Origin of the sequence: Jannaschia sp. Os4 (assembly GCF_016820245.1) — a bacterium.
GTDB lineage: Bacteria > Pseudomonadota > Alphaproteobacteria > Rhodobacterales > Rhodobacteraceae > Jannaschia.
Map to the genome: position 1 here is coordinate 865,198 of NZ_JAFCAR010000004.1, position 19,718 is coordinate 884,915.

The window sequence follows — 19,718 nt, forward strand, 5'->3', positions numbered from 1 at the left end:
GCCCACGCGTCGCGGGACGTGGGCTTTCGCCTGCCCTACAGCACCTTCCCCCGGAGCGCCTTCACCTCGCCGCGCTGCTTCTTGGCCTCCAGCCGCCGCCGCACCGACCCCTTGGTCGGCTTGGTCGCGATGCGCCGCTTCGGCGCCACGAGCGCGCGGCCCACCAGCTCCGCCAGCCGCTCGCGCGCGATCTCGCGGTTGCGGGCTTGGGACCGCGCCTCCTGCGCGAAGATCACCACCGCGCCGTCCTGCGTCCACCGCCGTCCTGCCATCCGCCGCAGCCGCGCCTTCTGCGCCGGCGACAGCGCGGGCGAGCGCGCCGCCTCGAAGCGCAGCTCCACCGCCGTGGACACCTTGTTGACGTTCTGGCCGCCGGGGCCGGAGGCCCGCACGAACTGCTCGGTCAGCTCCCAGTCCTCGATCGTGACCGAGCCCACCCGCAGCGGCATCACACCGCCTCCACCTCGGCCTCGACGCCGAGCGAGGCGGCGAGCGCCGAGAACCGCGCCTCGGCCACCTCGCCGAAGAGCGCCTGGCCCGCCCCCTCGGGCAGCTTCAGCCGCAGCACCTCGCCCGTGAGCTCCAGCTCGCCGATCAGCCCCGCGTCCTGCGGGGCGAACATCGCCCCGAACCGCAGCGCGCGGCCCACCTGCTCGGCCATCGCGACCTCGTCCTCGGCGATCAGCGGCGCCAGCGGGCCGAAGGCGGCCTCGTCGCGCTTGGACTTGTAGCGGTGCAGCAGCGCCAGCCCGAGGAACACCCGCTCCGCGTGGGTCAGGCCGCCGAGGTTGGCCCGCGTCGCGTTGTCGAAGCAGACCTGCGCGCGGTAGTCCGGATGCGCCCGCCACGACACGTCGTGCAAGAGGCACGCCGCCCGGATCAGGCGCTTCTGCCGGTCGGTCGCGTCGGGGAAGCACGGCTTGACGAACTTGTAGAGCACCCGCCCGAATCCCGGCACGCGGGCCGAGGCCGCCTCGGAGGCGCGGCACGCCTCGATCAGCGGGTCGCGGCGGCGCAGCTCCTCGGGCATCGCCTCGTAGAGCAGGCCCTCGCGAATGCCATAGGAGGAGATCGCCACCTCCTTCGGGCCGAACCGGCGCATCACCTCGGCGAACACCTCGCAGGCCACGGGCACCAGCGCCATGCGCTGCGCGGAGGTCGAGGATTCCTTGCCCAGCCCGTCCACCTCGTCCGCCTCGGCCCGCTCGGCCACGTAAGCGAGCGTGGCCTCCACGTCCTCCGGCGTCATCACGTATTCGTGCAGCACGTGCAGCGGGTAGCCCCGCCGCGCCATGTCGATCCGCGCGATGGCCCGCCACGAGCCGCCCACGAGGTAGATCCGCTCCGCCGCGTCGCGCCCGAGGCGGCGGGCAAGGTCCTCGACCCCGTCGGCGATCGCCTTGGCCCGCGCCTTCGGCTTCAGGTCCTGTATCTTGAGCGGCCCGAGCTGGCCCGACACCGTGGCGCCCACCGCGCCGCGCGACAGCTCCGCCAGCTCCATGCTCGACCCGCCGATGTCGCACATCAGCCCGTCCGCCTCGGGCCAGCCGAGCAGCACGCCCTGCGCCGACAGCCGCGCCTCCTCGGCCCCGTCGATCACCTTCATGCGGATGCCGGTGGCGGCGACGACCTGCGCGGCGAAGTCGGCGCCGTCGGACGCCTCGCGCACGGCGGCGGTGGCGACGGCGGTGAGCGAGTTCACCTCGTAGCCCCGCGCGAGGATGGCGAAGCGGCGCATGGCGGCCAGCGCGCGCTCCCGCCCCTCGGGGTGGAGATGCCCCGTCTCGGCCATGCCGCGGCCGAGGCCGCAGAGGATCTTCTCGTTGAAGAAGTAGGCGGGCGAGCGCGCGGCCCCGTCGAAGATGACCAGCCGCACCGAGTTGGAGCCCACGTCGATCACCCCCACCCGGCGCACGGACCGCGCCTCGGGCCCGTCGAACATGGGCGCGCCGAACGGGCCGAAGTCGGGGTGGTCCGCGTGGTCCTCGGGCATGGGGCCGTCCGTCTCGATTCCGCCGTGCGAGTCCCGTGGCACGGGGCCGCGCGTCCGGTCAACGCGGGAGGGGGGCGGCGGTTCAGAGGAACGGGCCGACCCGGACGACACGTCCGTCCCGGAGGCTGACCGACAGGCGCCTCTCGCAGCGCGACCGGAACAGCGCGGGGCGCGGGCGACAGAAGTGATGCGCCGCGTCGCGCTCGATACCGCCGGGCAGGGTCACGAGCGCAACCTCCTCGCCTGTCCAGTCCCAGCCCCGCGCCTCGAGGAGGATGATGAGCGCGTCCACGTCGCAGCGCAGCCCGGACAGAGCCGCGTCGAGCGCGGCCACGGGGTCGGGCGCGGCGAACGCAGCCTCGGCACGCGGCAGGCACGCCGAAGCGGGCGGGCCGACCATGATACAACATGCCAAGAGGAGCGCTCTCACTCCGCCGCGTGGGTCAGTTCCGGCACGTCCGCCGCGCCCGCGCTGCCCCGCCCCGAGAGCGACGGGTTCTCCATGAAGAAGCGGTGGCAGGAGAAGGGCCGCTCGATCCCCTCCAAGGGCGCCCGCGTCCACGCGCCCTCCGGGCCCAGCGTCCACGACTGCGCCACGTCGGCGAGGTTGGCGGCCATGACCTGATCGACGATCTGCGCCTTCACCGTGGGGTTGGCGCATTCCACCAAGGTCTCGATCCGGCGGTTGAGGTTGCGCCCCATCCAGTCCGCCGAGGAGATGAACACCCGCGCCCGGCGCGACGGCAGCCCGCCGCCGTTGCCGAAGCAGACGATGCGGCTGTGCTCGAGGAAGCGGCCCACTACGGACTTCACCCGGATGTTCTCGGACAGGCCCGCGATGCCGGGCCGCAGCCCGCAGATGCCGCGCACCACGAGGTCGATCTCCACGCCCGCCTGCGACGCGGCGTAGAGGGCGTCGACCATGTCCGGCTCGATCAGCGAGTTGACCTTGGCCCAGATCGCCGCCGGGCGGCCCGCGCGGGCGTGCTCGGCCTCGGCCGCGATGCGGTCGAGGAGGAAGGCCTTCATCCCCGTGGGCGAGATGACCAGCTTCTCCAGCCCTGCGGGCGGGGCGTAGCCGGATATGTAGTTGAACACCTTGGTCGCGTCGCGCCCCAGCCCCGCGTCGCAGGTGAAGAGCGACAGGTCCGTGTAGATGCGCGCGGTGATCGGGTGGTAGTTGCCCGTCCCGAAATGGGTGTAGGTGACCAGCCGGTCCCCCTCGCGGCGCACCACGGTGCTGATCTTGGCGTGGGTCTTCCAGTTGACGAAGCCGTAGACGACATGCGCCCCCGCCCGCTCCAGCAGACGGGACTGGCGGATGTTGGCAGCCTCGTCGAAGCGGGCCTTGAGCTCGACCAGCGCGGTGACGGTCTTGCCCGTCTCCGCCGCCTCGGCCAGCGCGGCGACGATCGGGCTGTCGCGCGAGGTGCGGTAGAGCGTCTGCTTGATCGCCACCACGTTCGGGTCGGCGGCGGCCTGCTTGAGGAAGCGGACCACCATGTCGAACGTCTCGTAGGGGTGGTGCAGAAGCATGTCCTTCTGCCGGATGGCGGCGAAGAGGTCGCCGTCGTGGTCCTGCACCCGCTCGGGCACGCGCGGCGCGAAGGCGGGCCAGAGCAGGTGGGGGCGGTCCGACACGACCAGCTCCGAGAGCGAGGCGAGGCCGACGAAGCCGTCCACCTCGGTCACCTCGTGGTCGGCCACGCCGATCTCCTCGACGATGGCGGCGCGCAGCGCGGGGGGCGCGCCGGCGGTCATCTTCATGCGGACCACCTCGCCCCGGCGGCGGCGCTTGAGGGCGGTCTCGAACTCCCGCACGAGGTCCTCGGCCTCCTCCTCGACCTCGAGGTCGCTGTCGCGGAGCACCCGGAAGAGGGTGTGGCCCGAGAGCGTGTAGCCGGGGAACAGCCGCTCGATCTGCATCAGCAGCAGCTCGTCCAAGGGCAGGAAGCGTATCGTGTCCCCGTCCTCCGACACGTCGTCGGGCAGGCGGATGAAGCGGTCGATCTGCGGCGGCACGGGCAGCAGCGCGCGCAGGGGCCGCCCGTCCGCCCGGCGCGTCAGGTCCACGGCCAGCGCCAGCCCCGCGTTGGGGATGAAGGGGAACGGGTGCGCCGGGTCGATGGCCAAGGGCGAGAGGATCGGGAACACCTGCTCGACGAAATGGGCGGCCATGTCGCCGCGCTCGTCCTCCGACAGGTCGTCCGCCGAGAGCAGGCGGATGCCCTCGCCCTCCATCTCCTCGCGCAGGCTGCACCACACCCGCTGCTGCGCGTCGAGCAGGCGGGCGGTGTCCGCGTCGATCAGCGCCAGCTGCTGCGCGGGCGTGCGCCCGTCCACGGCGGGGGTCGCGTTGCCCGCGCGCGCCAGCTCGCGCAGGCCGGCGACGCGCACGGTGGTGAACTCGTCGAGGTTGGCCGCGCTGATCGACAGGAAGCGCAGCCGCTCCAGCAGGGGCACGCGCGGGTTCTCCGCCTCTTCCAGCACGCGCCAGTTGAAGCCCAGCCACGACAGCTCGCGGTTGAAGAAGCGCGACGGCCCGTCCGCGTCGAAGCCCTCGTCCGGCGCGACCGGCGCGGGGCGCGGGGCGTGCAGGAAGTCGGCGGCGGGGATGGGGGCGACGGAGTCCTTCATGGACGGGCGGCTAGCCTCCTCCTGCGACGGTGACGTGACGGAAGACCACAACCTATGCAGGCGCCCCCCCGCTGTCCAGATCGCCCCAGAGGTCGCCCTGCCCGCCCAGCACCTCGCGGGCGAGCGGCACCCCCACCTCCTGCCCCCGCGCCAGCGCGGCGGCGTCCAGCGTCTCGACCACCCGCAGCGCGGCGGCGTGCGACCGCTCCATCCGCGGCAGCAGCCAGCCCACCAGCGCGGGGCCGACCCGGAGCTGGCGGTCCGCGAACAGCTTCACCAGCAGCATCGACAGCATCACGTCGTCGGGCGCGCGCAGCGTGGCCGGGGTCGTGGCCGCCAGCCGCGAGGCGAGGTCCGGGAGGTCCGTGGGCCACTCCGAGGGCGCCGACCGTCCCGTCAGGAGCAGGGGCGTGCCCGCCGCGAGGCAGGCGTTGAGCAGGTGGAACAGCGCCGTCCCGTCGCCGCCGCACGCCAGCCAGCGGTCCACGTCCTCCACCACCAGCGGGGCGCCCGCCAGCGCGACGGGGTCGCCCTCGACGGCGCGCAGGACGCGGGCGCCCGCCTCCTCCGCCCAGATCGCCGCCATGTGCGACTTGCCCGCCCCTTCCGGCCCGACCAGCGCGAGCCGCCCCTCCGGCCACGCGCCGCCGTCGAGCAGGGCGAGCGCCTCGGCGTTGGCGCCCGTCACCATGAGGTCCGCGCGGCCCGTCGCCTCGCGGCGGGGCAGGTCGAAGCTGAGCTGCGCCATGCGTCAGCCCCGCGCGTCGTCGTCGGCCAGCGACTCGCCCCGCCCGGTGTAGAGCGCGCTCGCCTTGTACTCGGAGACGAGGAACCGGACGATCACCCCGATCATCGCGGCCACGGGCACGGCGACCAGCATGCCCACGAAGCCGTAGACCGCCCCGAAGGCCGACAGCGCCAGCAGCAGCCAGACCGGGTGCAGGCCCACGCTCTCGCCCACCAGCTTGGGGGTCAGGATGTTCCCCTCGAGGAACTGGCCCGCGAAGAAGATGCCCGCAACCAGCGCGATGGACACCCACTCGCCCCAGAACTGGAACAGGGCCAGACCGATGGCGAGGCCGCCGCCGATGATCGCGCCCACGTAGGGGATGAAGGTCAGCAGCCCCGCCACCGCGCCCACGATCAGGCCGAACTGCAGCCCGACCAGCATCAGCCCGACCGAGTAGAACGTGCCGAGGATCAGGCACACCGTCCCCTGCCCGCGCACGAAGCCGGCCAAGGTCTCGTCCAGCTCCCGCGCGAGGCGGCGCAGGGTGCCCACGTGCTCGCGCGGCAGCAGGTCGTCGATCCGGGCGATCATGTTGTCCCAGTCGAGCAGCATGTAGAACGCGACCACCGGCACCACGAGGACGAAGACCAGCGCGTTGACCACGCCGAGCAGCGAGCCCGCCGCCGTCTGCGCCAGCTCCGCCCCCCGCTCGCGGATGAAGTCGCGCGCGGCGTCGAGGCCGCGGGTGATCGCGCCGTCCGGCTCCATCAGGTTGGGGAAGCGCGCGCGGGCGAACTCGCGCAGGGCGTCGAAGTACTCCGGCGCGGCCTGCGCCAGCGCCGCGCCCTGCCGGATTAGGGTCGGCACGAGGAACAGGACCAGCAGCGCCAAGAGCCCCACGCCCACCAGCGTGATCACGGCCGTGGCGGCGGCCCGCGGCAGGCCGAGGCGCTCCAGCCGGTCGGCCAGCGGGTCGAGCATGTAGGCGATCGCGCCGCCCACGAGGAACGGCAGCAGCACGGGCCCGAGGAACCACAGCAGCAGCAGGAACGCGGCGGCGGCGAGGCCCCAGTAGGTGACTTGCTTGCGCGCGGGCAGTGCCATGGATGCGTCCCTCCGGAAGCCCATGTGCGCGGGCCGGCGGCGCGGCGCAAGGTGGCTAAAGGTAGGTGCCGACCGTCCGCGCGGCCTCGACCATCCCGACCCCGGTCGCCAGCAGCGTCGGATAGAACCCCGCCGCGAAGCCGAAGGCGCGCAGGGGGGGCGAGCGGACGTAGCCCGCCCAGAAGATCAGCCGCGTGAGCGCGAAGGACCAGCCGAGCACCACGGCGAGGTCTGTCCCCACGACCCAGCCCGCGAAGGGCCAGAGGCACAGGCCCAGCACCGTCTGCTCGACGGTGTTGGAGAGCACCCGCTGCGTCGGGTCTTCCGGCATCGGCCGCCCGTCGCGCAGCGCGTCGTCGCGGAACCGCCGCGCGGCCAGCACGCCGATCATCGCCGCCAGCACGAGGCCCACGGGCAGCAGCCCCGCCGCCATCGCCGCCGGCAGCGACCAGCCGCCGCCCCACGACACGCCGGTCGCCACGACCGCGATCGCCCAGAGCGCGCCCCCGAGCATGCCGAGGGCGACGAGCGCGCGGTCGCTCACCCGGCGGACCGCGCCCGCACGATCCGAAGCACCTCCGCCGCCGCCTCGGGGATGTTCGTGCCCGGCCCGAAGATCGCGGCCACGCCGGCGTCCTTCAGGAACCCGTAGTCCTGCGCCGGGATCACCCCGCCGCAGATGACGGCCACGTCGCCCGCCCCCTCGGCGCGCAGCGCCTCGATCAGCTTGGGCGCGAGCGTGCGGTGCCCGGCGGCCTGCGACGAGATGCCGACGATGTGGACGTCGTTGTCGATGGCGTCGCGCGCCGCCTCCTCCGGCGTCTGGAAGAGCGGCCCCATGTCGACGTCGAACCCGATGTCGGCGAAGGCGGTGGCGATGACCTTGGCGCCGCGGTCGTGCCCGTCCTGCCCCATCTTCACCACCAGCATCCGGGGGCGCCGCCCCTCCTCCTCGGCGAAGGCCTCGACGTCGCGCTGGATCGCCTCGTAGCCGGCGTCGCCCTCGTAGGCCGAGCCGTAGACGCCGCTCAGGGTCCGCACCTCGGCGCGGTGGCGTCCGAACACGGCCTCCATGGCATCGCTGATCTCCCCCACCGTGGCCCGCGTCCGCGCCGCCTCGACCGCCAGCGCGAGCAGGTTGCCGTCGCCCCTCGCCCCTTCGGTCAGCGCGTCGAGCGCCGCCTTGCACGCGGCCTCGTCCCGCGCGGCGCGGATGCGCTCAAGCTTGGCGACCTGCTGGCGGCGGACGTCCTCGTTGTCGACCATCAGGATGTCGATCTCGTCCTCGGTCTCGCGGCGGTACTTGTTGACGCCGACGATCACCTCCTCGCCCCGGTCGATCATGGCCTGCCGCCGGGCCGCCGATTCCTCGATCCGGAGCTTGGGCATCCCCGAGGCCACCGCCTCGGTCATGCCGCCCATCGCCTCGACCTCCTCGATCAGCGCCCACGCCGCCTCGGCGAGGTCGTGGGTCAGCTTCTCGACGTAGTAGGAGCCGGCCAAGGGATCGACGACCTTGGTCACCCCCGTCTCGTGCTGGAGGATCAGCTGCGTGTTGCGCGCGATCCGGGCCGAGTTCTCGGTGGGCAGCGCGATGGCCTCGTCGAAGGAGTTGGTGTGCAGGCTCTGCGTCCCGCCGAGGACGGCGGCCAGCGCCTCGTAGGCGGTGCGGACGACGTTGTTGTAGGGATCCTGCTCCTGCAGCGAGACGCCGGAGGTCTGGCAGTGGGTCCGCAGCATGGAGGACTTCTCGGACTTCGGCTCGAACTCCGACATGATGCGGTGCCACAGCAGGCGGGCGGCGCGCAGCTTGGCGGCCTCCATGAAGAAGTTCATGCCGATGGCGAAGAAGAAGGACAGCCGCCCCGCGAAGCGGTCCACGTCCATGCCCCTCCGAAGCGCGGCGCGCACGTATTCCCGCCCGTCGGCCAAGGTGAAGGCCAGTTCCTGCACGAGGTCGGCGCCCGCCTCCTGCATGTGGTAGCCGGAGATCGAGATGGAGTTGAACTTGGGCATCTCGTCCGCCGTGTAGGCGATGATGTCCGCCACGATCCGCATCGAGGGCGCGGGCGGGTAGATGTAGGTGTTGCGGACCATGAACTCCTTGAGGATGTCGTTCTGGATCGTGCCCGAGAGCTTGGCGCGGTCCACGCCCTGCTCCTCGCCCGCGACGATGAAGGAGGCCAGCACGGGGATCACCGCGCCGTTCATCGTCATCGAGACGGAGACCTCGCCCAAGGGGATGCCGTCGAACAGCACCTTCATGTCCTCGACCGAGTCGATGGCGACGCCCGCCTTGCCCACGTCGCCCACCACGCGGGGGTGGTCGCTGTCGTAGCCGCGGTGGGTGGCGAGGTCGAAGGCCACCGAGACGCCCTGCTGCCCGGCGGCAAGCGCCTTGCGGTAGAAGGCGTTCGACTCCTCGGCCGTCGAGAAGCCCGCGTATTGGCGGATGGTCCACGGGCGGCCCGCGTACATCGTGGCCTTGGGGCCGCGCAGGTAGGGCGCCTCGCCGGGGACGCCGCCCAGATGGGTCACGCCGTCGAGGTCGGCCTCGGTGTAGAGCGGCTGGACCGGGATGCCCTCCAGCGTCTCCCACGTCAGGTCGTCGAGCGGGCGCCCCCGGAGCTCCGCCTCCGCCCGGGCGGTCCACGCCCCCTTCGGATCGGTGTCCTTCATCGCCATCCTCCCATCCCGCCGGGCAACGACCGAGTCGGATCGGCCCATCTCCGGGACATATAGTGTCGCTGCACCGCAGCATCCGCAACCGCCGCGCGGACCCCCGATCCACGACCCCGCGTCGGCGCCGGGGGAGGCCTCGCAAGCGCGTCCCGCGTGTCTATATGCTGTCGTGACATGATACGCATCCCGCTCCTCCTCGCCGCCCTCGCCGCCGCCCCGGCGGCCGCCCAGACCGACCTCTCCCCCGTCGAGGCGTGGGTCGCCGACCCGACCGTCGTGCTCGACGCCGCGGACGTCTCGCTCGCGGAGTTCGAGTGGCTGGCCCGCCCCGTGGTGGTGTTCGCCAACTCGCCGCTCGATCCCGCCTTCGAGGAGCAGATGGAGGAGCTCCTGTCCCAGCAGGACCGCCTCGTGGAGCGCGACGTCGTGATCGTGACGGACACCGATCCGCGCTCCGGCTCGGACCTGCGCCAGATGCTGCGCCCGCGGGGCTTCATGATGGTGCTGATCGGCAAGGACGGCGAGGTGGAGCTGCGCAAGCCGCTGCCGTGGACGGCGCGCGAACTGAGCCGCTCGATCGACAAGATGCCGCTCCGCCAGCGCGAGCTGCGCGAGCCGCGCGACCGCGACACGATCCGCCCGGTGGCCGGCGCGGCGGCCGATGCGGAGGCGGACGGCTAGCGGCGGGCGGCGGGCGTCCCTATATGTAGGGCATGGAACCCGATCCCGACGTCCCGCTCACGCCGTTCCCGAACCCTCCGGGGACGAACGGTCCGCGTCCGGCCTACTGAACCGGGCGAGCAGCCGCTCCGCCGCGGGCGCGCCCCCGTCCGCGTAGGCCGAGATCAGCTTGAGCGTCCGCTTCCCGTAGGTGAAGGCCCGGCGCCGCAGCGCGACGTAGTCCTCGATCATCGCGATCCGCCGCCCCTGCCCCATCGTGGCGAAGCCCGCCCCCCGCATGTCCTCGGCCAGCCCTTGGATGGAGGCCACGAGCGCGTAGAACGCGACGATGGCGTCGATGGTCTGCCGCGGCAGCACGTCGATCTGGGGCAGCATCGCCTCGAAGACGCGGCCGTGCACCTCGCGCGGGACGAAGGGGACGAAGTCCGGCTCGGCCCGCATCCGCGCGACGATGGCGGAGGCGAAGGCGTCGGCCTCGCCCTCCTTCCAGTAGGCCGCGCAGACGTCCCTGATCTCGGCGAACAGCGCCTTGTGCGCGTCGCGGAGCCGCTCGGCCCGCATCCGCCGGGCATCCGTGCGGACGCGCCAGCCGTTCACCAGCCAGCCGAGCGCGACCACACCGCCCGCGATCAGGGCCTGCCAGAGGCGGGGGTCCAGCGCGTCGGTCACCGGGCCGCGCGCAGCGGCAGGCGCGTCGAGATGGCGAGGGCGAGCGCCCCGCCTAACGCGATCGCCGCGGGAACGTCGATCCGCAGGAGGAACGCGGCGGCGATGGCCCCAAACCACGCGGCCATCACCACGAGCGTCCCCCAGAGCCAGAATCGCCCCCGCAGGACGCGCCCCGTCGCCAGCGTCCAGACGACCGCGAAGGCGGCCAGCGCCCCCATCGGAACGGCGACGACCTGCATCACGAAGCTCCCGGCGGTGGGGCGGGTCAGCATCGTCTGCCCCGTGAGGACGAAGGCCGCCCATGCCGCGACGAGACCCAAGGCGGCTGCGGCGAGCCACGCGCCCCATGCCCGGATGGGCGTCACTCGAACTCCATGATGACGTCGTCCACCGCGAGGCTGTCGCCCGCGCCGGCGCGGACCTTCGACACGGTGCCCTTCCGCTCGGCGCGCAGGACGTTCTCCATCTTCATCGCCTCGACCACGGCGAGGGCCTGCCCCTCCTCCACGGCCTGCCCCTCGGCGACGTCGATGCGGACCACGAGGCCCGGCATCGGGCAGAGCAGCAGCTTGGAGGTGTCCGCCGCCTCCTTGACCGGCATCAGCGCGAACAGCTCGGCCTGCCGCGGGGACCGGACGGTGACGGCGAGGTCGGCGCCCGCGTGGCGGATGCGGAAGCCGGAGGTGATCTTGTCGACCTTGAGCGCGAGCGGCGTGCCGTCGGCGGTCATGTCGGCCAAGCTGTCGCCGGGGGTCCACGCGCCCTCGACGCGGACGGCGCGGTCGCCGACCTGCACCGTCGCGCCCTGCCGGTCGGCCTCGATGCGGCAGCGGTGCCGCAGCTCGCAGGCCTCCGCCCCCTGCCAGCAGAGCGTCACCACCCAGTCGTCGCCCACCACGCGCTCGTGGTTGTCCATGCGCCCCGACACGCGGGTGCGCCGGATCTCGGCCACGCGGTGCATGGCGGCGGCGCAGGCCGCGATCTCCTCCAGACGGGCGTCGGGCAGGTCCACGCCCGCGAAGCCGTCCGGGTACTCCTCGGCGATGAAGGCGGTGGTCATGTCGCCCGCGCGGAACTTCGGGTGCGCCATGACGGCCGACAGGAAGGGCAGGTTGTGGCCGATCCCCTCGACCTCGAACCGGTCGAGCGCGTCGGCCATCGCGTCGATGGCGGCCGTGCGGTCGGGCGCCCACGTGCAGAGCTTGGCGATCATGGGGTCGTAGAACATGCTGATCTCGCCCCCCTCGTAGACGCCGGTGTCGTTGCGCACGACCACGTCGCCCGCGTAGCCCGGCGCGGTGCCGGGGGCGTAGGCGGCGGTCTCCTCCGGCGGGCGGTAGCGGGTCAGCCGCCCGATGGAGGGCAGGAAGTTGCGGTAGGGATCCTCGGCGTAGAGGCGGGACTCGATGGCCCAGCCGCCCAAGGTCACGTCGCCTTGGGTCATCGACAGCGGCTCGCCCGCCGCCACGCGGATCATCTGCTCCACGAGGTCGACGCCGGTGATCAGCTCCGTCACCGGATGCTCGACCTGCAGCCGCGTGTTCATCTCGAGGAAGTAGAAGTTGCGGTCGCCGTCCACGATGAACTCGACCGTGCCCGCGCTGGCGTAGCCCACGGCCTTGGCGAGGGCCACGGACTGCTCGCCCATGGCCTTGCGGGTGGCCTCGTCGAGGAAGGGGCTGGGCGCCTCCTCCACGACCTTCTGGTTGCGGCGCTGGATCGAGCATTCGCGCTCGCCCAAGTAGATGCCGTTCCCGTGCTGGTCGCAGAGCACCTGTATCTCGATGTGGCGCGGCTGGGTGACGAACTTCTCGATGAACATGCGGTCGTCGCCGAAGCTGGCCTTCGCCTCGTTCTTGGAGGCTTGGAACCCCTCGCGGGCGTCGTCGTCGTCCCACGCGATCCGCATCCCCTTGCCGCCGCCCCCGGCGGAGGCCTTGAGCATCACGGGATAGCCGATCTCGCGGGAGATGCGGACGGCCTCGTCGGCGTCCTCGATCAGGCCCATGTGGCCGGGGACGGTGGAGACGCCCGCCTCCTGCGCGATCTTCTTGGAGGTGATCTTGTCGCCCATCGCCTCGATGGCGCCCTTGGGCGGGCCGATGAACGCGACGCCCGCCCTCTCCAAGGCCTCGGCGAAGAGCGGGTTCTCCGACAGGAAGCCGTAGCCGGGATGGACGGCCTGCGCCCCGCTCTCGCGGATGGCGTCCATGATCCGGTCGATGACGATGTAGGACTCGGCGGCGGGGGGCGGGCCGATGTGGATCGCCTCGTCGGCCATGCGGACGTGCAGCGCGTTCGCGTCCGCGTCGGAGTAGACGGCGACCGTTCGGATGCCCATGCGCCGCGCGGTCTTGATGACGCGGCAGGCGATCTCGCCCCGGTTGGCGATCAGGATCTTGTCGAACATGGTCCCTCCCCAAGGTCCCGTCGGGACTTCCCCCCTCCCCTGCACGGGGCGGGGCGGGCGCGCAAGATTGCGTCGCGGGTGATGGCGCGAACGAAAGGGGCCGCCCGTCGCCGGGCGGCCCCTCGCATCCCGCTGCGGGGATCAGATGTCGTTGGAGATGACGCCGGCGGTGCCACCGACCACGGCGCCCGCGACGCAGTTGCCGTCGCGGATGATCTCGCCGGCGGCGCAGCCGAGGCCCGCGCCGATGATGCCCCGCTCGAGGTCGCCGGAGGTGTTGCAGGCGGCGAGGAAGGCGGTGGCCAGGATGGCGGGGACGATCTTCTTCATGGTGGTCTCTCTTTGTGGGTGCTCGATGGACGAATCAGTGCCTGATCGTCCCGACCGGTCCTAGTGCGAAACGGGCCGATATCGAATGACGGTGGAAAAATGCCGGACGGTGAGCACACTCACCGCCCGGCAGGGGAAGGGGTACGGTTCCAGTCGTATCAGGCGGTCCAGAGGGGATCGGGACCACCCGATGGGGCGAGCATGGGCCGGTCGCGCCTCCCGCCAAAGGCGATTCGTTGACCTAGGGGCAGGTCGGCGGTTGCATGCCGAAACCGCGCGGGCGCGGGCGGGGGCGCGCCGACCGCGTGACGGGGACGGCACGACCGTGGCCTATCCGCCATCCCCTTCGAACGCCTCGGGAAAGCTGGCGCGCGCGCGCGGCTCGTCGATGCGGAGCATCGCCTCGTAGTCGGCGGGGTCGAAGGGGTCGTCCGCCGGCACGACCTCGCGCCCGAGGAGCCACGACAGGCGGCCCGCGTCGAGGTTGCCGCGCTCGAACGGCTCTGCGCCGAACGCCTCCCACAGGGCGGCGAGGAAGGCCGAGTCGGCCATGCGGTCGAGCGGGCGGCGGTCGCGGTAGCGCTCCCGCGCGACGAGCGGCGTGGCGCCCTTGGGGTTGGCGCGGCGGAGCGTGAACTGGAAGTCGGTGCCCGGCATCCGGCCGGGGAAGCCGCGGTGCTTGGTCATGTACGGCAAGGCCATGCGGCGACCTCTGGCAGCGGCGACGGGATGCGCGGGGCGGACGCGGACGCCCGCCCCGACGCGAGGGTCAGTACTTGGTCTGGACCGGCTCCACCACCACGGGGGCGGGCTCGACGATCACGATCTCCTCGGGCTGGGACCGCAGGAAGCAGCCCGACAGGGCGGCGGCGGCACCGGCGAGGACGACCAGCTTGGCGATCTTGGACATCTCGGGTCTCCTGGTGGGGCCGGGCGTCCGTGAATCCTGGGGGCGCCCGACATGCGAAGCCCCCCGAGCGGGGGGCCTGGGATCGCCATATCAAGGGCTGCGGGGGGTCGGTGCGACTGCCCCGGAAACGCCGCAATCGCCGGAGGGGGCGTGGGGCACGGCACACGCCGCGCCCCACGCCCGCCACATTGTCGCCCGCCCGGAAACATGCCGTTCCCGGCGCGGGCGGGACCGATCAGGACTTGGGCAGCTCGATCGGGTCGATGATGACGATCTCCTCTTCCTGCTGGGCGCAGGCGGCGAGCGTGGCGACGAAGCCGAGGATCAGGACGGACTTGATGGCGGTGCGCATTGTGCGGTCTCCCGTAGTGGACGGACGGCCCGATGCCGCCCGATGCACAACCAATGCGCGATGCGGGCCACGTGTTCCATCCCCCCTCCCCCCCCTAGTACTCCTGCGGGGCGCAGGCCCCGGCGTCGATCCCGTAGAGGCCGAAGAACTGCGTCGCCTCGGAATCGGTCGTCCCGCGCGGGACGGGGCGGTCCATGAGCGTGACCACGACGCTGTCCGCGCGGGCGTAGGGGGTGGCGGCGAGGGGCACCGCGTGGGCGTCGCAGAGCCAGTCGAGGTCGTCCAGCGCGGCCTCCTGCCCGTAGCCCTCCGCGATGCCGGGCGCGAGGAACCGCAGGACCATCTGGCTCTCGGACCCGACCCGCTCGAACAGCACCTGCCAGAGCGCCATGGCCTGCCCCGAGGGCGCGCCCTGCGCGGCGGCGGCGGCGGGCGCGAGCGCGGCGGCGAGGGCGAGCACGGGCGCGAGGGTGCGGGTCATGGGACCTCCGGGTGCGGGTCGCGCGGACGGTCGCGCGGCGCGGCGGAGGCGTCAAGCGACGCCGGGCTCAGCGGCCCATGAGGCGCTTGAGCTGCTCGCGGGTCACGCCGGAGCGGCCCACGATCCCGGCGGCGCGGGCGCCGTCGTACTCGTCCCAGTGATAGGGCGCGGGGGCGTTGCCCCGCAGGGCGACGGGGGCGTCGATGGCGGGGGCGGCGGGGGTCTGGACCGGGGGCTTCATGCCGGCCAAACCCGTCGGCCCCCGCGCGGTTCCGATCCCCCCCTCACTCCTCGGGGAACGGCCCGTAGTCGGAGATCGTGCCGATGGGGCGGCAGGCGTCCTCGACCGGGCCGCCCGCGGTCAGCACATGGTCCCGCCCGCCCCGGCTGACGATCAGCACGCCGGACCGGAAGGACCAGCGCACGAGGTCCGGCGCGTGGTCGCGCTCCGTGCGCAACGCCCGGCAGACGGCCCCCGCCTCCGGCGCGGAGACGGGGCCGCCGCCGCCCAGCCCGACCCGCACGGCCCGCCCCGGCCCGTAGCGCCAGACCGCCATGGAGATCACCGGCAGGTGCGCGAGATCGGGCGAGAGCACCAGCGGGACCGGCGCGGGCGGGGCGGGGACGCGCACGCAGCCGTCGCGCCGGACCGTCACCGGGATCGGCGGGCTGGAGGTCTCGGGCCCGACCCGCGCGTCGACCCGGAAGACGGGCGGGCCGCCGCGCGCGGCGCGCTGCGCGACCGTCGCGGCGCAGACGGCCTCGGCGCGGCGGCGCAGGTCGGCCTCGGTCCAGCGGCTCGCGCCGAAGGCCCGCGCCTCCACCCGCGTGCGGCGGTGCCCGTCAACCAAGCTGTCCGTCCGGGCGAGCGTCGCCGGCAGCCTCGTCACGGCGGCGGGGTCGTAGGCGGGCGCGGGCGGTCCCGGCGCGGGGCGCGGCGGCTGCGGGCGAAGGGTCGGCGCCGTGCCCACGGAGGCGGGCGGCGGGGGCGGGTCGGCGGCGGGGTCGGCGGCGGGGTCGGCCCGCTCAGCCGAGGGCGTGGGCGGGCGTGCGGCCTCGGGGCGTGCGGTCGTCCACGCCTCCAGCGCGGGCCCGAGATCCGCCGCGAGGTCGTCGCGCACGAACCACGCCACCACGGCGAGGATAAGGATCCCGCCGGAGACCGAGATGAGGAGGACGTCGCGCATCGGGCCGCAGGCCTAGCGCGCCGTCCCGCCGGGCCGAAGGGGGGCGGCGCGGGGCGGCGTCCGCCCGTGTCCCGCGCGCCGCGTCAGAGCGGGATCGTGCCGTGCTTCCGCCACGGACGCTCCTGCCGCTTGGTCCGCAAGCTCGCGAAGGCGCGCGCCACCCGCTTGCGGGTGCTGCGCGGCTCGATCACCTCGTCCACGAAGCCGCGCTCGGCGGCCACGAACGGGTTGGCGAAGCGCGCCTCGTAATCGGCCACGTGCGCGGCGATCCTCTCGGCGTCGCCCAGATCCTTGCGGTGGATGATCTCGACCGCGCCCTTGGCCCCCATCACCGCGATCTCGGCGGTGGGCCACGCGTAGTTGAAGTCCGCCTTGAGGTGCTTGGACGCCATCACGTCGTAGGCTCCGCCATAGGCCTTGCGGGTGATGACTGTGACCTTGGGCACCGTCGCCTCGGCGTAGGCGAAGAGCAGCTTCGCCCCGTGCGAGATGACGCCGCCGTACTCCTGCGCCGTGCCGGGCAGGAAGCCGGGCACGTCCACCAGCGTCAGGAGCGGGATCTCGAAGGCGTCGCAGAACCGGACGTGGCGCGCGGCCTTGCGGGACGAGTCGATGTCGAGCACGCCCGCCAGCACCATCGGCTGGTTGGCCACGACGCCCACCGTGCGCCCCTCGATGCGGATGAACCCGGTCAGGATGTTGCCCGCGTAGTCCGGCTTGATCTCGTAGAAGTCGCCCTCGTCGGCCAGCGCGCCGATCACCTCGCGCATGTCGTAGGGCTGGTTCGGGTTCGCCGGGATCAGCCTGTCCAGCGCGGGCTCGGCCCGGTCCGGGTCGTCGAAGAAGGGCCGCGTGGGCACCCCGTCGCGGTTGTTGAGGGGCAGGAAGTCGAACAGGCGGCGCACCTCGGCCAAGGTCTCGACGTCGTTGTCGAAGGCCACGTCGGCCACGCCCGACCTCTTGGTGTGGGTGGCGGCGCCGCCGAGCTCCTCGGCGGTGACGACCTCGTTGGTGACGGTCTTCACCACGTCGGGGCCGGTCACGAACATGTAGGAGGTGTCGCGCACCATCACGATGAAGTCCGTCATCGCGGGCGAGTAGACCGCGCCGCCCGCGCAGGGCCCCATGATGACGCTGATCTGCGGGATGACCCCGCTCGCGTCGACGTTGCGCTGGAACACCTCGGCGTAGCCCGCCAGCGAATCCACGCCCTCCTGGATGCGCGCGCCGCCCGAGTCGTTCAGCCCGATGACCGGCGCGCCGTTGCGCAGCGCCATGTCCTGCACCTTGCAGATCTTCTCGGCGTGGGTCTCCGACAGCGAGCCGCCGAACACCGTGAAATCCTGGCTGAACACGTAAACGAGGCGCCCGTTGATCGTGCCCCAGCCGGTGACGACCCCGTCGCCCGGCGGCTTGGTGTCGGCCATGCCGAAGTCCACCGCGCGGTGGGCCTTGAGCTGGTCGAACTCCTCGAAGGAGCCGTCGTCGAGTAGCAGCTCGATCCGCTCCCGCGCGGTGAGCTTGCCGCGCCCGTGCTGGGCGTCGATCCGGGCCTGCCCCCCGCCGGAGCGGGCGGCGGCGCGGCGGGCCTCGATCTGGTCGTGGATGTCCTTCATCGCGGCCCCTCCCCTACGTGCGTCCGGCCTACACGGGGGCGGCGCGCAAGAAAAGTGCGCCCGGAACCCCGCCGGGGCGGGGATGCGTTGGATCGGGTCGGCCGCACACCCGCCTGTGCGCGCATCCGGCTTGGCACACCCGACCCGGAGGCGTAGCGCCCCCTCATGGCCCTCCTGTCCGACCCGCACGCGCCCGCCGCGCCGCGCACGCCGCCGCACATCCTGTCGCTGGTGCTGCTGGTCGGGGTCTCGACCCTGTCGATGAACCTGTTCCTGCCCAGCCTGCCCGCGATGGCGGAGTGGTTCTCGACCGACTACGCCACCGTGCAGCTCGCCGTCGGGCTCTACCTTGGCATGAACGCGGTGCTGCAGCTGATCGTGGGGCCGCTCTCGGACCGGTACGGGCGGCGGCCCGTGATCCTCGTGGGTCTCGCGCTGTTCACCTTGGCGACGCTGGGCTGCCTGTGGGCGCCGGACGTCGAGACGTTCCTCGCCTTCCGCATGGCGCAGGCCGCGGTCGTCGTGGGCATGGTGCTCAGCCGCGCGATCGTCCGCGACCTCTACCCGCAGGACAAGGCGGCCTCGATGCTGGGCTACGTCACGATGGGTATGTCCGTCGTCCCCATGCTCGGCCCGGCCTTGGGCGGCGTGCTGGAGGCGCGCTTCGGCTGGCAGTCGAACTTCTGGCTGCTCGTGCTCTGCGGGGTGGGTATGATCGTGCTCGCCTACCGCGACGTGGGCGAGACCGCCCCCACCGTCACCGGCGCCGCGCCCGCGGGCGGGTTCCGGGACCAGGTGCGGCAGTATCCCGAACTCCTGACGTCGCCCCGGTTCTGGGGCTACTGCATCGCGTCCGCCGCCGCGTCGGGCGCCTTCTTCGCCTATCTCGGGGGGGCGCCCTATGTGGGGGCCACGATCTACGGCCTCGACCCGGCGGAACTCGGCGTCTACTTCGGCGCGCCCGCGCTCGGCTACTTCGCGGGCAACTTCCTGTCCGGCCGCTACTCGGCGCGCATCGGCGTGGACCGCATGGTCCTGTGGGGGGCGCTCCTGCAGGTCGCGGGGCTGCTGACGCTGCTCGCGCTCACCGCCGCGGGCCTCGCCACGCAGGCGTGGGTGTTCTTCGCGTTCATCGTGTTCGTGGGCCTCGGCAACGGCATGGTCATCCCGAACGCCACGGCGGGCATGCTCTCGGTCCGGCCCCATCTCGCGGGCACGGCGAGCGGCCTGGGCGGGGCGATGATGCTCGGGGGCGGCGCGGCACTGTCGACGCGGGCGGGGCCGATCCTCGAGGGGGCCGCGACGCCCCTGCCCCTCGTGGCGCTGATGGTGACGTCGGGCCTCGTCTCGGTCGCGGCGATCACCCTCACCCTCCGGCGCAACCGGCGGCTGGCGGCCTGAGCCGCGATCTGCCACCCTCCGCCCCGAGTCCGCCCCGAGGAGGATCCGCCCATGGAGATGACCGGCACCCGCACGATCGCGGCCCCGCGCGAGGCCGTCTGGGCCGCGCTCAACGACCCGGAGGTGCTGCGCGCCTGCATCCCCGGCTGCGAGGAGCTGACCGGCTCGGCGGAGGACGGGTTCGAGGCGACGGTGAAGCAGAAGGTCGGGCCGGTGAAGGCGACCTTCAAAGGGGCCGTCACCGTCTCGGACGCCAACCCGCCCGAAAGCTACCGCATCGCGGGCGAGGGCAAGGGCGGCGTGGCGGGCTTCGCCAAGGGCGGCGCGGACGTCGCGTTGCGCGAGGTGCCCGAGGGGACGGAGCTGTCCTACGCGGTGGACGCCAAGGTCGGCGGCAAGATCGCGCAGTTGGGCTCGCGGCTGGTGGACAGCTTCGCGGCCAAGATGGCGGACCAGTTCTTCGAGCGGTTCGAGGCTCGGGTCGAGGGCGATCTGGCGGAGACGGGCGGGCAGGACCCGGTGACCTGAGCGTTCG

The 19,718-nt window shown here is 72.9% G+C and carries 21 protein-coding genes; 3 read left to right on the forward strand and 18 right to left on the reverse strand.

The annotated features are described in order from the left end of the window. Positions 1-35: 35 nt before the first annotated feature. From arfB to scpA, 8 genes are all read right to left on the reverse strand, one after another. Positions 36-449 carry an alternative ribosome rescue aminoacyl-tRNA hydrolase ArfB gene (gene arfB / locus JQC91_RS13300; RefSeq protein ID WP_203287345.1) on the reverse strand — a complete coding sequence of 138 codons (414 nt, stop codon included), beginning with the start codon at positions 447-449 and terminating at the stop codon, positions 36-38. Then, positions 449-1,993: a Ppx/GppA family phosphatase gene (locus tag JQC91_RS13305; protein ID WP_203287347.1), complete on the reverse strand. Its 1,545-nt coding sequence runs from the start codon at positions 1,991-1,993 to the stop codon at positions 449-451. Before JQC91_RS13305 ends, arfB begins: the two co-directional genes overlap by 1 nt. An 82-nt stretch (positions 1,994-2,075) precedes the next feature. Then, positions 2,076-2,423 carry a hypothetical protein gene (locus tag JQC91_RS13310; RefSeq protein ID WP_203287349.1) on the reverse strand — a complete coding sequence of 116 codons (348 nt, stop codon included), beginning with the start codon at positions 2,421-2,423 and terminating at the stop codon, positions 2,076-2,078. Next, positions 2,420-4,630 carry an RNA degradosome polyphosphate kinase gene (locus JQC91_RS13315; protein ID WP_203287351.1) on the reverse strand — a complete coding sequence of 737 codons (2,211 nt, stop codon included), beginning with the start codon at positions 4,628-4,630 and terminating at the stop codon, positions 2,420-2,422. Before JQC91_RS13315 ends, JQC91_RS13310 begins: the two co-directional genes overlap by 4 nt. Before the next feature lie 52 nt (positions 4,631-4,682). Then, on the reverse strand, positions 4,683-5,378 hold the full coding sequence (locus tag JQC91_RS13320; RefSeq protein ID WP_203287353.1) for a chromosomal replication initiator DnaA: 696 nt from the start codon (positions 5,376-5,378) through the stop codon (positions 4,683-4,685). Between the two features lie 3 nt (positions 5,379-5,381). Continuing rightward, entirely contained in the window at positions 5,382-6,464 is a 1,083-nt protein-coding gene (locus tag JQC91_RS13325; RefSeq protein ID WP_203287355.1) for an AI-2E family transporter, read from the reverse strand. Positions 6,465-6,519: 55 nt separating this feature from the next. Beyond that, positions 6,520-7,008, reverse strand: coding sequence for an MAPEG family protein (locus JQC91_RS13330; RefSeq protein ID WP_343069975.1), 489 nt, complete (start codon positions 7,006-7,008; stop codon positions 6,520-6,522). Next, entirely contained in the window at positions 7,005-9,149 is a 2,145-nt protein-coding gene (gene scpA / locus JQC91_RS13335) for a methylmalonyl-CoA mutase (protein ID WP_203287357.1), read from the reverse strand. Before scpA ends, JQC91_RS13330 begins: the two co-directional genes overlap by 4 nt. 171 nt (positions 9,150-9,320) lie before the next feature. On the opposite strand from scpA, the gene JQC91_RS13340 reads away from it, so the two are divergent. After that, positions 9,321-9,827, forward strand: coding sequence for a DUF4174 domain-containing protein (locus JQC91_RS13340; RefSeq protein WP_203287359.1), 507 nt, complete (start codon positions 9,321-9,323; stop codon positions 9,825-9,827). Between the two features lie 57 nt (positions 9,828-9,884). Here the strand turns inward: JQC91_RS13340 and JQC91_RS13345 are convergent, their stop codons facing one another. From JQC91_RS13345 to JQC91_RS13390, 10 genes are all read right to left on the reverse strand, one after another. After that, the gene (locus tag JQC91_RS13345; RefSeq protein ID WP_203287361.1) at positions 9,885-10,496 is read right to left on the reverse strand and encodes a hypothetical protein; all 612 of its coding nucleotides are present in this window, start codon (positions 10,494-10,496) and stop codon (positions 9,885-9,887) included. Beyond that, positions 10,493-10,861 carry a hypothetical protein gene (locus JQC91_RS13350; protein WP_203287363.1) on the reverse strand — a complete coding sequence of 123 codons (369 nt, stop codon included), beginning with the start codon at positions 10,859-10,861 and terminating at the stop codon, positions 10,493-10,495. The genes JQC91_RS13345 and JQC91_RS13350 overlap by 4 nt, the downstream gene beginning before the upstream one ends. Beyond that, the gene (locus JQC91_RS13355) at positions 10,858-12,906 is read right to left on the reverse strand and encodes an acetyl/propionyl/methylcrotonyl-CoA carboxylase subunit alpha (protein ID WP_203287365.1); all 2,049 of its coding nucleotides are present in this window, start codon (positions 12,904-12,906) and stop codon (positions 10,858-10,860) included. The genes JQC91_RS13350 and JQC91_RS13355 overlap by 4 nt, the downstream gene beginning before the upstream one ends. Positions 12,907-13,047: 141 nt before the next feature. Then, on the reverse strand, positions 13,048-13,236 hold the full coding sequence (locus tag JQC91_RS13360; RefSeq protein WP_203287367.1) for a lipoprotein: 189 nt from the start codon (positions 13,234-13,236) through the stop codon (positions 13,048-13,050). A gap of 330 nt (positions 13,237-13,566) precedes the next feature. Further along, a complete protein-coding gene (locus tag JQC91_RS13365; protein ID WP_203287607.1) occupies positions 13,567-13,923 on the reverse strand; it encodes a hypothetical protein in 357 nt (118 codons plus the stop codon). Positions 13,924-14,005: 82 nt separating this feature from the next. Then, positions 14,006-14,146 carry a hypothetical protein gene (locus JQC91_RS13370; RefSeq protein WP_203287369.1) on the reverse strand — a complete coding sequence of 47 codons (141 nt, stop codon included), beginning with the start codon at positions 14,144-14,146 and terminating at the stop codon, positions 14,006-14,008. Positions 14,147-14,592: 446 nt separating this feature from the next. Next, a complete protein-coding gene (locus JQC91_RS13375; RefSeq protein WP_203287371.1) occupies positions 14,593-14,979 on the reverse strand; it encodes a DUF6497 family protein in 387 nt (128 codons plus the stop codon). 67 nt (positions 14,980-15,046) lie between these two features. Then, positions 15,047-15,220, reverse strand: a complete 174-nt coding sequence (locus tag JQC91_RS13380; protein ID WP_203287373.1) for a hypothetical protein — start codon at positions 15,218-15,220, stop codon at positions 15,047-15,049. 43 nt (positions 15,221-15,263) lie between these two features. Continuing rightward, on the reverse strand, positions 15,264-16,166 hold the full coding sequence (locus JQC91_RS13385; protein ID WP_203287375.1) for a hypothetical protein: 903 nt from the start codon (positions 16,164-16,166) through the stop codon (positions 15,264-15,266). An 83-nt stretch (positions 16,167-16,249) separates the two neighbouring features. Then, a complete protein-coding gene (locus tag JQC91_RS13390) occupies positions 16,250-17,782 on the reverse strand; it encodes an acyl-CoA carboxylase subunit beta (protein ID WP_203287377.1) in 1,533 nt (510 codons plus the stop codon). A 165-nt stretch (positions 17,783-17,947) separates the two neighbouring features. Between JQC91_RS13390 and JQC91_RS13395 the strand changes: the two genes are divergently transcribed. Both JQC91_RS13395 and JQC91_RS13400 read left to right on the forward strand, forming a co-directional pair. Beyond that, positions 17,948-19,183, forward strand: coding sequence for a multidrug effflux MFS transporter (locus JQC91_RS13395; RefSeq protein WP_203287379.1), 1,236 nt, complete (start codon positions 17,948-17,950; stop codon positions 19,181-19,183). Positions 19,184-19,234: 51 nt separating this feature from the next. After that, complete coding sequence (locus JQC91_RS13400; protein ID WP_203287381.1) at positions 19,235-19,711, forward strand: carbon monoxide dehydrogenase subunit G; 477 nt, start codon at positions 19,235-19,237, stop codon at positions 19,709-19,711. Positions 19,712-19,718: the final 7 nt, after the last annotated feature.

What these genes read in the sequence shown, in the direction of transcription:
- arfB (WP_203287345.1), bottom strand. Translation starts at nt 449, where the DNA reads ATGCCGCTGCGGGTGGGCTCGGTCACGATCGAGGACTGGGAGCTGACC.
- JQC91_RS13305 (WP_203287347.1), bottom strand. Translation starts at nt 1,993, where the DNA reads ATGCCCGAGGACCACGCGGACCACCCCGACTTCGGCCCGTTCGGCGCG.
- JQC91_RS13315 (WP_203287351.1), bottom strand. Translation starts at nt 4,630, where the DNA reads ATGAAGGACTCCGTCGCCCCCATCCCCGCCGCCGACTTCCTGCACGCC.
- JQC91_RS13320 (WP_203287353.1), bottom strand. Translation starts at nt 5,378, where the DNA reads ATGGCGCAGCTCAGCTTCGACCTGCCCCGCCGCGAGGCGACGGGCCGC.
- JQC91_RS13325 (WP_203287355.1), bottom strand. Translation starts at nt 6,464, where the DNA reads ATGGCACTGCCCGCGCGCAAGCAAGTCACCTACTGGGGCCTCGCCGCC.
- scpA (WP_203287357.1), bottom strand. Translation starts at nt 9,149, where the DNA reads ATGGCGATGAAGGACACCGATCCGAAGGGGGCGTGGACCGCCCGGGCG.
- JQC91_RS13340 (WP_203287359.1), top strand. Translation starts at nt 9,321, where the DNA reads ATGATACGCATCCCGCTCCTCCTCGCCGCCCTCGCCGCCGCCCCGGCG.
- JQC91_RS13355 (WP_203287365.1), bottom strand. Translation starts at nt 12,906, where the DNA reads ATGTTCGACAAGATCCTGATCGCCAACCGGGGCGAGATCGCCTGCCGC.
- JQC91_RS13360 (WP_203287367.1), bottom strand. Translation starts at nt 13,236, where the DNA reads ATGAAGAAGATCGTCCCCGCCATCCTGGCCACCGCCTTCCTCGCCGCC.
- JQC91_RS13365 (WP_203287607.1), bottom strand. Translation starts at nt 13,923, where the DNA reads ATGACCAAGCACCGCGGCTTCCCCGGCCGGATGCCGGGCACCGACTTC.
- JQC91_RS13370 (WP_203287369.1), bottom strand. Translation starts at nt 14,146, where the DNA reads ATGTCCAAGATCGCCAAGCTGGTCGTCCTCGCCGGTGCCGCCGCCGCC.
- JQC91_RS13375 (WP_203287371.1), bottom strand. Translation starts at nt 14,979, where the DNA reads ATGACCCGCACCCTCGCGCCCGTGCTCGCCCTCGCCGCCGCGCTCGCG.
- JQC91_RS13380 (WP_203287373.1), bottom strand. Translation starts at nt 15,220, where the DNA reads ATGAAGCCCCCGGTCCAGACCCCCGCCGCCCCCGCCATCGACGCCCCC.
- JQC91_RS13385 (WP_203287375.1), bottom strand. Translation starts at nt 16,166, where the DNA reads ATGCGCGACGTCCTCCTCATCTCGGTCTCCGGCGGGATCCTTATCCTC.
- JQC91_RS13390 (WP_203287377.1), bottom strand. Translation starts at nt 17,782, where the DNA reads ATGAAGGACATCCACGACCAGATCGAGGCCCGCCGCGCCGCCGCCCGC.
- JQC91_RS13395 (WP_203287379.1), top strand. Translation starts at nt 17,948, where the DNA reads ATGGCCCTCCTGTCCGACCCGCACGCGCCCGCCGCGCCGCGCACGCCG.
- JQC91_RS13400 (WP_203287381.1), top strand. Translation starts at nt 19,235, where the DNA reads ATGGAGATGACCGGCACCCGCACGATCGCGGCCCCGCGCGAGGCCGTC.